The sequence below is a fragment of the Maridesulfovibrio spiralis (SeqCode) genome (assembly GCF_048571135.1).
Lineage (GTDB): Bacteria > Desulfobacterota > Desulfovibrionia > Desulfovibrionales > Desulfovibrionaceae > Maridesulfovibrio > Maridesulfovibrio spiralis.
Genome location: NZ_CP182344.1, coordinates 963165 through 975015 on the forward strand (window position 1 = coordinate 963165; position 11851 = coordinate 975015).

Annotated in this window: 11 protein-coding genes; 8 read left to right on the plus strand and 3 right to left on the minus strand. The window is 50.8% G+C overall.

Annotated elements, in window-relative coordinates; genetic code table 11:
• Window positions 1-196: 196 nt before the first annotated feature.
• Together ACNI29_RS04340 and ACNI29_RS04345 are read right to left on the minus strand one after the other, a co-directional pair.
• Window positions 197-2200 (minus strand): methyl-accepting chemotaxis protein, encoded by a 2004-nt coding sequence (locus ACNI29_RS04340; RefSeq protein WP_419780958.1) that lies wholly within the window; start codon window positions 2198-2200, stop codon window positions 197-199.
• A gap of 9 nt (window positions 2201-2209) precedes the next feature.
• Window positions 2210-2689 carry a cytochrome c family protein gene (locus tag ACNI29_RS04345; RefSeq protein ID WP_419780959.1) on the minus strand — a complete coding sequence of 160 codons (480 nt, stop codon included), beginning with the start codon at window positions 2687-2689 and terminating at the stop codon, window positions 2210-2212.
• 565 nt (window positions 2690-3254) lie between these two features.
• Between ACNI29_RS04345 and ACNI29_RS04350 the strand changes: the two genes are divergently transcribed.
• The 8 genes from ACNI29_RS04350 to ACNI29_RS04385 all read left to right on the plus strand — a co-directional run bounded on the left by ACNI29_RS04350 (window position 3255) and on the right by ACNI29_RS04385 (window position 10523).
• A complete protein-coding gene (locus ACNI29_RS04350; protein ID WP_419780961.1) occupies window positions 3255-3815 on the plus strand; it encodes a 4Fe-4S dicluster domain-containing protein in 561 nt (186 codons plus the stop codon).
• The gene (locus tag ACNI29_RS04355) at window positions 3812-4702 is read left to right on the plus strand and encodes a CoB--CoM heterodisulfide reductase iron-sulfur subunit B family protein (RefSeq protein WP_419780962.1); all 891 of its coding nucleotides are present in this window, start codon (window positions 3812-3814) and stop codon (window positions 4700-4702) included. The genes ACNI29_RS04350 and ACNI29_RS04355 overlap by 4 nt, the downstream gene beginning before the upstream one ends.
• A gap of 28 nt (window positions 4703-4730) precedes the next feature.
• Complete coding sequence (locus ACNI29_RS04360; protein WP_419780964.1) at window positions 4731-6689, plus strand: 4Fe-4S binding protein; 1959 nt, start codon at window positions 4731-4733, stop codon at window positions 6687-6689.
• Window positions 6677-7141 (plus strand): hydrogenase iron-sulfur subunit, encoded by a 465-nt coding sequence (locus ACNI29_RS04365; protein WP_419780965.1) that lies wholly within the window; start codon window positions 6677-6679, stop codon window positions 7139-7141. Before ACNI29_RS04360 ends, ACNI29_RS04365 begins: the two co-directional genes overlap by 13 nt.
• Window positions 7142-7171: 30 nt before the next feature.
• On the plus strand, window positions 7172-8131 hold the full coding sequence (locus ACNI29_RS04370) for a 4Fe-4S dicluster domain-containing protein (RefSeq protein ID WP_419780966.1): 960 nt from the start codon (window positions 7172-7174) through the stop codon (window positions 8129-8131).
• A gap of 2 nt (window positions 8132-8133) precedes the next feature.
• Window positions 8134-9192: a 4Fe-4S dicluster domain-containing protein gene (locus tag ACNI29_RS04375; protein ID WP_419780967.1), complete on the plus strand. Its 1059-nt coding sequence runs from the start codon at window positions 8134-8136 to the stop codon at window positions 9190-9192.
• On the plus strand, window positions 9185-10015 hold the full coding sequence (locus tag ACNI29_RS04380; protein WP_419780968.1) for an FAD/NAD(P)-binding protein: 831 nt from the start codon (window positions 9185-9187) through the stop codon (window positions 10013-10015). The genes ACNI29_RS04375 and ACNI29_RS04380 overlap by 8 nt, the downstream gene beginning before the upstream one ends.
• Before the next feature lie 118 nt (window positions 10016-10133).
• Complete coding sequence (locus ACNI29_RS04385) at window positions 10134-10523, plus strand: response regulator (RefSeq protein WP_419780969.1); 390 nt, start codon at window positions 10134-10136, stop codon at window positions 10521-10523.
• Here the strand turns inward: ACNI29_RS04385 and ACNI29_RS04390 are convergent.
• Window positions 10520-11701 (minus strand): BaiN/RdsA family NAD(P)/FAD-dependent oxidoreductase, encoded by a 1182-nt coding sequence (locus tag ACNI29_RS04390; protein ID WP_419780970.1) that lies wholly within the window; start codon window positions 11699-11701, stop codon window positions 10520-10522. The genes ACNI29_RS04385 and ACNI29_RS04390 overlap by 4 nt on opposite strands.
• Between the last annotated feature and the right edge of the window lie 150 nt (window positions 11702-11851).

Here is an 11851-nt window from a genome sequence, read left to right on the forward strand (position 1 = left end):
TTTTAAAATATCCCCCACAATATTCATCATAATATTTTGGGGGATATTTTAATATCTGACGCAAAAGAAAGCATACAAAACTTACTCACACGCTTTTGAGAAAGAAGTGAGGAGTCCAGAGAAGAAGAACCGCCGGAGAAACAAAAACCCCCTCCTGCAAATGCAGAAGGGGGTTTTAATTCTTTATAAACCTATCTTACTTGAAACGTTCAACCAGCTGACTCAGTTTCTGGGCCATTCCAGCCACTTCCTGAATATTGGTGTTGGCGTTCTGAATACCTTCGGACAGCGCCTGTGACAGACTGTTGATCTCGGTCACGCTGTTGTTGATTTCATCACTGGTCGCAGTCTGCTGTTCTGCTGCAGTGGCGATAGCTCTTACCATGTCGGCGATGCTTTCGGATTCATTGACGATCTGATCAAGAACACCACCGGCTCCTTCAGCCATTTTCACGGAATTCTCTACCCTTCCTCGCACACCGCCCATTTCAGAAACAACCTGATCTGTAGACTGCTGGATAAGTGATATCGCGTTTTCAACTTCATTGGTTGCGCCCATGGTCTTTTCAGCCAACTTACGAACTTCATCAGCAACAACCGCAAAACCGCGACCAGCTTCGCCAGCACGGGCTGCTTCAATTGCCGCATTCAAAGCCAGCAGGTTTGTCTGGTCAGCAATATCATTAATTACAGACATGACTTGGCCGATATTAATGGCCCGATCCGAAAGATCAGCCAACATATCAGAAAGCTTTTCTGTGGTTTCCGTAACGATATGAATCTCGGAAACAGTATTGCTGACAACCTGCCCTCCGTCACGGGCCACAGAATTGGCTCTATCAGAAGCTTCTGCGGTTTCCCCCGTATTCTGGGCAACTTCAAGAACTGTGGCATTCATTTCTTCCATGGCGGTGGCAACCTGGCCAGTCTGCATGGCAGTGGTATCAACACCTGCAGTCAGTTCGTTCATCTGCATGGAAAGCTCAGTAGTATACGACAGCAGAGCCTTGGATACTTCAGTAACCTCGTTGGCTACTTCAAGCAGGGATTCCTGCTGCTGCTCAATATGCTTACGACTGGCTTCGTCTTCAGTCAGGTCAACCATCACTGCAATAGCACCGACAGTCTCTTCTTCTGCATTCAGCAGCGGACAAACCTGATAGCGCAGAGGGAATTCAACACCGTCTTCCCTGTTGAAACGCAATAGCCCTTCAGGACACTCACCTGAAGAAATAGCTTTCGCTGTCAAATCCTTACCATCGACCTCGAAAAAGCGTTTTACGGAAACACCAAGCAGATCGGATTCAGGTTTATTCAGGATTTCCCGCATGGGACCGTTAATGAAATCTATTTTATTATCGCCGTCGGTTACAAACATCGGAACGGTAATTCCGTTGAGAACACCACGGTTGTACACCAGCTGGTCCTTAATCTGGCGGGCCATTTCGCCGAGATGCTCACCGAGAGAGCCAAGCTCGTCACTGCAGTTCACAGCGAATTTTGCATCAAGATTACCCTGCGCAAAATCACTGGTAGCACCGGAAATCACCTGAATACGGTTGACAATAGACCTGCGCATAAAAAAGAGAAGTGCCGCCAGCAGGGCTATGAACCCACCGAGGGACAGGGCTGCACCTTTAAATTGAGACTCATGGAAAGCTGCAAATTGCGGTGACACATCCTGTACCATCACAAGTGTCCCCAGAACCGGCTGCCTTCTACCGTGACAGTGGTAACAGCCCTTCTCATTCTTAATTGTCTCAACCTCAACAAACACCTCTTTCCCGTTCATTTCAGAAAGAAGTCCGCTTTTAAGAGGATCTTTAAGACTGCGTTCAACGAGGGCCAGAATATCCTTGTCGCGCAGTTTTTCATTCACATCAGACCGGATATCACCCTTGTTGGTAGAGTAGGTAATATTACCCTTGAAGTTGGTCAGATAAATATCAACGTCGGAATATTTGTCGGAAACAGTAGCAAACTTTTCAGTGGTTGCCCGGTTGTCACCCTTGGCCATGGGCTCACGTATGGCCAGCTGCAGCATGTCCGCAGTCTTGTAGGCATTGCGTTCAATCTCTTCCATCATGGTATTGCGCTGCCAGAAAGAATTTGCCAGAAACAGCCCCACAAAAACCGTCGCAGTTAATAGAGAGGTGAGAACAAGAACCTTATTACCCAGGGAAGTCTTGATAAATTTCATAGTCCCCCCCTAGTGGGCTCCGCCGAAAATCAGCGGTTTGTAATTAAAGTTGTTTACTCTCTCCGCGTTATGGCAGACCTCGCACTCTTCAATGGTCATTTTACGCTTAATCAGTTCAGGATCACCGTCTTCCGCATGCAGGGAACCGGGACCGTGACAGACTTCACAGCCTGCGTCAGCCAGATGAGGTGTCTGCTCAAAAGAAACAAACCCACCAGGCTTACCGTATCCGGTAGCGTGGCAGGCAAAACATTCTTTCAACTCATCTGAATCCAAGTCAGAGGCCATAATCTTTACGCTCTTGCTTGAATGTGCTTTTTTTGAAAATTTCTTATAATTACTGTACTCAACCTCATGACACTCTTCACACGCCTCAGAGCCTACATAAACAGCCGAATCCGTAATTCCGTATCCGACCATAGAACAGCTATAGACTACAATGACCGCAACGAACACCCCTATGCGTACGGCAAAGTTCTTCCCACTCATGCTCACCCCGTTTTTGTTTGATCGTCTAGTTAAGACCATACCTCAAACACCACTTCCACAAACGAAGAAGGCTGACTGCTATTGACAGCAGTACCAAGCTTTTATTTTTAAACACTTTTTAATTACGCGCTTTTTATATAGATGTGAAGTGCAAATTAACATCCCCACAACAGCTTTGTCACAAAAATGAATCACTGGAATTCTATACTGAAAACCCTAAAAAAATGTACCAGAATTACTCAAGCGCATACTTTTCATACGCATCAACCGGCATCTCTCCAGCAAATTTGCAATTCACAAAACTATTACCTTATCGTTTATCTAGTAAACACCTTAATATCATGGAACTTATTTTCATGAATTATTTTTACTACAATATATTTTAAAAGTCTCACACAAAAGAAACCGTATTAAAAGGCGTTATTACTACTTGCAGTATCTATAGAAGTTCTGGCAGAATACGCGATCTTAAGAATCCATACTCTGTCAATAATCTTTAAGCCAATCTACGGAAACTAAAGGTCTGCTCCACCGGATCTTTAAAGCGGAAGGCGGCTACTCATTTATGGGAATAGTTAACATTACCAAGACTTACGATGCCGATTTTGTAAAGCAGGTAGAAAAAGAAAGCGGACAAAACATGTCCCTTTGCTACCAGTGCGGTAACTGTACCGCCGGGTGTCCGTACTCATTTGCGTACGACATCCCTGTAAGCAGAATCATGCGTCTGGTTCAGGCAGGGCAAAAGGAAACTGTGCTCAAGTGCAAATCCCTCTGGCTTTGTGCAACCTGTGAATCCTGCACCACAAGGTGCCCCAACAACATCGACGTGGCCCACATCATGGATGTGCTGCGCCATATGGCCCGCAGGGAAGGCTACGCTCCCGTTCCTACGGTCAAGAAATTCTGGGACAGCTTCCTCGATTCCGTTGAAAATAACGGAAGAGTATTCGAAGTAGGTCTGCTTGCGGCTTATGTTGCCAAAACAGGCAGATTCTGGACCGATCTTGATCTGGGACCGAAAGTGCTGCCCAAGGGCAAGATGCATTTCAAACCCCACGAAATACAGGGCAAGGATGAAATCAAAAAAATCTTCCAAAGATTCGAAGAGGAGTCCCGCAAATGAGTGATTCCTTAACATATGCATACTACCCTGGATGCTCCGGCGCCGGAACATCCATGGAATACGACATGTCCACCCGGGCGGTCTGTCAGAAGCTGGGGATCAATCTTAATGATATCCCCGACTGGAGCTGCTGCGGATCCACCCCGGCCCATACCGTGGACCATACCCTTTCAAGCGCACTCTCCGCCCGCAACCTGCAGCTGGTGGAAAAGATGAATCTGGACACAGCGATCACTCCCTGTCCCAGCTGCCTGACCAACCTCAAAACCGCAGAACATCGTATGGAAAAAGATGAAATGCGCGAGAAGGTCAACAAACTGCTGGAGAATCCCTACAACGGTGGAGTTGCAACCAAGTCCGTACTTCAGATCCTCGTTGAAGACCTCGGTCTCAAGGCTCTGAAAGAAAGCACTGAGAAACCGCTGAAGGGCCTCAAAGTTGCCGCCTACTATGGCTGCATCATGAACCGTCCTCCCGAAGTCATGAACTTCGATGATCCCGAACATCCTATGGCTATGGACAATATCATGAAAGCCATGGGTGCTACCGTACTTCCCTTCCCCTTGAAGGTTGAATGCTGCGGTGCTTCCTTCGGTATCCCCCGCAAAGACGTGGTCATGAGACTGTCCGGTAAGCTGCTTGAAGCTGCGGATGATATCGGCGTGGATGCGCTGGTCACTGCCTGTCCCCTGTGCCAGATGAACCTTGACCTGCGTCAATCACAGGTCAATTCTGCCACAAACGCCAAGCACAACCTGCCCATTTTCTACTACACCCAGCTCATGGGCATCGCCCTTGGCATGAGTGAAAAAGAACTGGGAATGGACAAGCTCTGTGTGAGCCCCCGCAACGCACTCAATGCCATCAGCAAAGAAGAGAAAAAATAGCGGAAACCCTGCTAAGGAGAAGACTTAAATGAAAATAGGAGTCTTTGTCTGCCATTGCGGGACAAACATCGAAGGTACCGTGGATACCGCTGCCGTTGCTGCAGCCGCACGGGAATTCCCCGGTGTTGTTTTCGCAACAGATACAATGTACGCCTGCTCCGAACCCGGACAGGATGAGATAATAGAAGCAATCAAGGAACACAAACTCGACGGCGTAGTCGTTGCATCCTGCACACCCAGAATGCACGAGCCAACCTTTCGCAAAACGCTGGAAAGAGCTGGCCTGAACCGCTACCTGTTCGAGATGGCCAACATCAGGGAACACGTTTCCTGGATCGGCCGCGACCGTGAAGCCAACACCAACAAATCTGTTGATCTTGTTCGTATGGCTGCTGCAAAGCTGCTCAACAACAAACCCCTTAATGCCAAATTCTTTGACATGAACAAAAGGGTTATGATTGTTGGTGGCGGTGTTGCCGGTATTCAGGCAGCACTGGACTGCGCCGACGGCGGTCTTGATGTCATCCTTGTTGAAAAAACATCCTCCATCGGTGGTAAGATGGCCAAGCTGGATAAAACATTCCCCACAGTGGACTGCTCCAGTTGTATCCTCGGCCCCCGCATGGTTGACGTTGCCCAGCATCCCAACATCACTCTCTACGCATGTGCAGAAATTGAAGAAGTAAACGGTTATGTGGGTAACTTCTCCGTCAAGGTTAAAAGAAAAGCCACTTATGTTGACTGGGACAAATGCACCGGTTGCGGTATCTGCATGGAAAAATGCCCCAGCAAAAAGGCTGACAACCCCTTTGACGAAGAACTGGGTAAAACCACTGCGATCAACATCCCCTTTCCTCAGGCTATCCCCAAGAAAGCGGTCATTGATCCCAACTTCTGCATCAAAATCAAACGCGATAAATGCGGCGTCTGCGCCAAGGTCTGCCCCTCTGAAGCCATCGTTTACGATCAGGTTGACGAGTTCGTAGTCGAAGAAGTGGGTGCTGTTGTTGCAGCTACCGGTTTCGACCTCGTGGACTGGACTGTTTACGGCGAATACGGCGGCGGTGAATACCCCGACGTAATCACCTCCCTGCAGTACGAGCGCATGCTCTCCGCTTCCGGCCCCACCGAAGGACACATCAAACGTCCTTCCGACGGCAAGGAACCCAAGAACGTGGTCTTTATCCAGTGCGTAGGCTCCCGTGACAAATCCATCGGACGCCCCTACTGCTCCGGTTTCTGCTGCATGTACACTGCAAAGCAGGCCATCCTGACCAAAGACCACTGCCCGGATTCACAGTCCTACGTATTCTACATGGACATCCGTTCCCCGGGTAAGATGTTCGACGAATTCACCCGCCGGGCGCAGGAAGAATACGAAGCAAGGTACATTCGTGGACGCGTATCCATGATCTACCCCAAAGGCGACAAACTTGTTGTCCGCGGTGCTGATACCCTCATGGGCGAACAGGTTGAAGTCGATGCGGACCTCGTTGTCCTCGCAGTCGGCGCAGAATCCGCTGTAGGCGCTTCCGACCTCGCCAAGAAACTGCGCATCTCCTACGATGCATACGGTTTCTTCATGGAAGGACACCCCAAACTGAAGCCTGTTGAAACCAACACTGCCGGTGTTTTCCTCGCAGGTTCATGTCAGGGTCCCAAAGACATTCCTTCCTCTGTTGCACAGGGTAGTGCGGCAGCGGCAAAGGTTCTGGCCATGTTCTCCAAGGACCAGCTGGAAAGTGACCCCGCAGTTTCCGTTGTTGATATCAAACGCTGCATCGGTTGCGGCAAATGCATCAGCACCTGTCCCTTCGGAGCGATTAAAGAAATCGACTTCCGCGGCCAGCCCAAAGCCGATGTAATTGAAACCATATGTCAGGGCTGCGGTATCTGCACATCCACCTGTCCGCAGGGTGCAATCCAGCTCCAGCACTTCACTGACAACCAGATTCTTGCGGAGGTTAACGCAGTATGCCGGTTCTAGAAGGTAAAGAACTCAGAATCGTCGGTTTTCTCTGCAACTGGTGCTCCTACGGCGGCGCGGATACCGCAGGCGTAGGCAGGTTCACCCAGCCGACCGATCTGAGAATCATCAAGGTTCCCTGTTCAGGAAGAATTGATCCTCTGTTTATTGTGAAGACACTCATGTCCGGCGCGGACGGAGTGCTCGTGTCCGGTTGCCACCCCAACGACTGCCACTACGCAGAAGGCAACTTCTATGCACGCCGCAGGTTGGAAATGCTCAAAAGGTTCATCTCCATGCTGGGAATCGAGCCTGAGCGTTTCGACTACACCTGGGTTTCTGCATCAGAAGGCCAGCGCTGGCAGGAAGTTGTGACCAAGTTCACCGAACAGATTCACAAACTCGGCCCGGCCCGCAAGATCGAGGGCCCCGAAGCCGAGGCGACACTCAAATTGATGGAAGAATCCCTCTAGGCAGGGCGATTCCACCCAAGGAGAAACAGAGTGAAAAATCTGGAAGATCTTAAAAAACAAATTAAGGATGCCCTGCCTGAGCTGGATGTGGTCATCGGTTGGTCGGACAGCTTCGACCCGCTGCATGCCACCCCGCACTTCATACGCAGGGAAGAAGATATAGATAAATTGAAAGTGGACGCGCTCTGCGTTCACAACCTCGCTACCTACCTACCTTCCTTGAAAGGCAAAAAGGTCGGTATCGTGGTTAAAGGCTGCGACAGCCGTTCCGTTGTTGAACTGCTGCAGGAAAACCTCATCAAACGCGAAGACGTAACCATCTTCGGTTTCGGCTGCAACGGTGTTGTAGACCAGACCAAGATCCGCCGCGCGGTTGGTGAGGTAGGCATGGTTGAAGCCTGCGAAGTGACCGACTCCGAAGTCATGCTCACTGTTGCAGGCAAAGAGCACAAACTGCCTATGGCTGATGTCATCGCGGAAAAGTGCGAAACCTGCCGCTATCCCAACGCAGTCCTCTCCGACGAATTTGTCGGTGAAGAAGTCAAAGCTACCGCTTCCTTTGAAGACGGCTACAAAGACCTTGAAGAATTCGAAGCCAAGTCCACCGAAGAGAAATTCGCTTTCTGGCTGGGCGAAATGGACCGCTGCATCCGCTGTTACGCCTGCCGCAACGCATGCCCCATGTGTGTATGCCGCGATCACTGCGTAGCCCAGAGCCGCGATCCTCACTGGCTGAGCCAGGAAGACCACGTCCGCGACAAGTGGATGTTTCAGGTCATCCATGCCTACCACCTTACCGGCCGTTGCACCGAATGCGGTGAATGCCAGCGCGCCTGTCCGGTAGACATCCCCATCCTGCTCTTCAAGAAGAAGTTCAACAAGGAAATCAAGGAAGTCTTCAACTACGAAGCCGGACTTGATCCTGAGGCAACTCCTCCGCTTCAGACCTTCAAAATTGATGAACCGACAATCAAGGAGAAGGAGTGGTAGCCATGGCAAAATTCATCAAATCCGACAAAGTTTCGGCATGGCTGGAAGAACTGGGCCAGAAACACGAAGTACTCGCTCCCCGCAGCGAGGGCGACTCCATCGTATTCAAGCCCTACGATGCCAAGAAAGGTTTCAACATCGAGCGAGAAGCAACCGCGCCTCCCAAGAAGGCCTGCTTCCCCCAGAGTGAAACACTGGTTGAATTCAGCCACATCAAAGATCTTGAGAATCCCGAGAAAGTAGCCCTTGATATCAAGGAAACCCTTCCTGAATCATCTTGGGTCGTTTTCGGCAGCCGTCCCTGTGACGCCCGCGGATTCACCATGTTCGACCGTGTTTACCTGAACGGCAAACACGTGGACGTATATTACAAAGCCCGCAGGGAAAACACCTTCTTCATCACTCTCGCGTGTGAAAAAGGCGAAACAACCTGTTTCTGTAACTGGGTTGGTTCCGGCCCGTCCGACCCTGCCGGGTCAGACGTGCTCATGGTTCCCGTGGACGGAGGCTACTTCCTCGAAGCAGTCAGCGACCGCGGCGAAGCCCTGCTTTCCAGCTCCATGCTGGAAGACGGCGGTTCCAAACAGGCTGATGCCGACAAGTTCCGTGCAGACGCCGACCAGTCCATGGGCGAAGCAAAAGACCTTTCCAAGGCTCCTGAAAAGCTTCTCGAAGCTTTCGACGACATGGGCTTCTGGGAAGAACAGTCTGCAAAATGCCTCAGCTGCGGCGCATGCACCTATCTCTGTCCCACCTGCTACTGCTTCAACATCACCGACGAATCCGATGGAGTCAAAGGTGAGCGCATCAGAAGCTGGGACAACTGCATGTCCAACACATTCACCCTTGAGGCCAGCGGACACAACCCCCGCCCCACCAAGGCCCACCGCCTGAAAAACAGGGTCGGTCACAAGTTCAGCTACTACCCTGACCTGCATGACGGAGTTATATCCTGCTGCGGTTGCGGTCGCTGTATCAAGAGCTGCCCCGTGGGTGTGGACATCCGTGAAATCGTCCTGAACGCTATTGCATACGAAGCAAAGGAGAAGGCAGATGGTTAGCAATCCTTACCTTCCTGCAATGGCCACCATTCAGGAGGTCATTCAGGAAACTCCCAATATCATGACCTTTCGGGTGACCTTGAACGACCCGAAGATCAAAGAGAGCTTCACCTTTGAACCCGGTCAGGTCGGACAGCTGTCCGCCTTCGGCATCGGTGAATCCACTTTCGTAATCAACTCTTCCCCCACCCGCATGGATTACCTGCAGTTCAGTGTAATGCGCACCGGGGAAGTTACTGAAAAACTGCACACCCTTAGTGCAGGCGACCAGATCGGCGTGCGCGCACCTCTGGGCAACTACTTCCCCTACGAAGACATGAAAGGTAAAGATATCGTCTTCGTAGGTGGTGGTATCGGTATGGCCCCCCTGCGCACCCTGCTCTACTACATGCTGGATAACCGCAAGGACTACGGCAAGATCACTCTGCTCTACGGTGCTAGATCTCCTGTGGACATGGCTTACCAGTACGAGCTGCCCGAATGGCTGGAACGCGACGACCTCGACACCCATCTGACCATTGATGCGGAATACGAAGGCTGGGAGCACAACGTGGGTCTGATTCCCAACGTGCTGCTGGACATCGCACCCAAGCCGGAAAACACCGTAGCAATCACCTGCGGTCCGCCGATCATGATCAAATTCACCGTGCAGGCTCTCGCCAAGCTCGGTTTCAAGGATGAGCAGATTGTGACCACCCTTGAAAAACGCATGAAATGCGGCGTCGGCATCTGCGGCCGCTGCAACATCGGCACCAGCTACGTATGTCAGGACGGTCCCGTCTACACATACGACCAGCTCAAAAAGCTGCCGAACGAAATGTAATTAGACCTGTCCCCCGGGACTGGAATAAGGACACAAAAAAGCCCCCGCTTCCGGTTGGAAGCGGGGGCTATTTTTTAGCAGCTTTACATGCTGACCTTTTTTCTATTAAACTAAAATTATGAACATACTTCTGGTAGACGACGAAAAAATCAATACACTTTCCGCTTCCCGCCTGCTTGAAAAAAACGGATTCACAGTTACCGTAGCAACCAATGGACGGGAAGCACTGGACAAGCTGCATGAAGACGATTTCGATTGCATCCTGATGGATATCCAAATGCCGGAAATGGATGGATTTGAAGCTATTTCGAGAATCCGGGATGATTTCATTTTCGGTGAAAAATCCCAGACTCCAATCATAGCCATGACCGGGCACTGCTACGAAGATGCCTTCGAGCAATTCAGACAGGCAGGGGTAAAATACTACATCTGCAAGCCTTTTGATTTCAACACTATGCTGGATACCATCAAAGAAGCAACCAGTCAGGGTGCTATGGAAGCAAGCTAAATAAACTGCGCTGCAACATAGCCCGAAGACCATGCCCACTGTAGATTGTATCCGCCCAGCCATCCGGTAACATCAAGAACCTCGCCTATGAAATAAAGCCCGGGAACTTTCTTGGCTTCCATTGTCTTGGATGAGATTTCGGCAGTATCAACACCGCCCGCTGCGACCTCAGCCTTGGCGAACCCTTCGGTTCCCTGCGGCTTGACCACCCACGCGTGAATGCGCTCGGCAAGGGCAAGCTGCCGCTTCTTGGTCAACTGGCTGACCGGAGTATCTGCGTCCTGCCCTTCAAGCAGCAGCCCGACCATCTTGCGGGTAAAGTAACGGCTCAAAAAATTATGCAGGGCCACATTCTCGGCCCGATTCTGTTCAAGTAAATCTGAAATATTATGCTCAGGCAGCAGATTAATGGTCAACGCTGAACCGCGCCGCCAGTAGTTGGATATCTGGAGCACCGCCGGACCGGAAATACCTTTATGGGTAAAAAGCATATCGCCCGCGAAAGTGCGTTTCTCGCAACTGATTTCCACAGGCAGAGCATTTCCGCTCAGCTCCTTGCAGAACTTGCCGTCCCGTCCGCCGATGGTAAACGGAACCAGCGAAGGGCGCGCCGGAAACACATTCAATCCGTACTGCTCCGCAAGCTTGTAACCGAAAGCCGAAGCCCCCACCTGCGGCCATGCCGGGGAACCCAGCGCCACAACCAGAGACTCAGCTTCAAAGACCTGCGTTCCGCTGCGCACCACAAAAGGCCCTTCACCGCTCACTTCCTCAATCTGGCGGTCCATCAGAGTTTCCACGCCCGCCCTGTGGCATTTGGAAACCAGCAGCCCGGCAATCTGTCCGGCCCCTTCAAGAGTGAAGAGCTGACCATCCTCACGCTCTTCATATTCAATCCCGGCCTCGGCAACAAAGGATATAAAATCCCACTGATTATGCCGCGCCAGAGCGGACTTAACAAAATGGGGGTTCGCAGAAATATAGTTATCCGCCGCCATATCCATATTGGTAAAGTTACACTTCCCGCCCCCGGCAACACGGATCTTACGCCCCGCCTTACCGGAATGGTCCAGCACCAGCACCTTGCGCCCGCGCGCAGCAGCATGCATGGCACAATAAAGCCCGGAAGCGCCCGCCCCGAGGATAATCACATCATATTTAGAAGAGGTATTGCTCATGTGGGAGGTTGTAGGCTGGATTCGGGGTTGGGTAAAGAATTAAAAGCGGTCTTTCATTGTGCGCGGAGTATCTACTTTTCTATTCCGCTTACTGGACGGGATATGGTTGATCCTGTAAAAGAGCAGAGCTGTAATTTACAAATTATATTT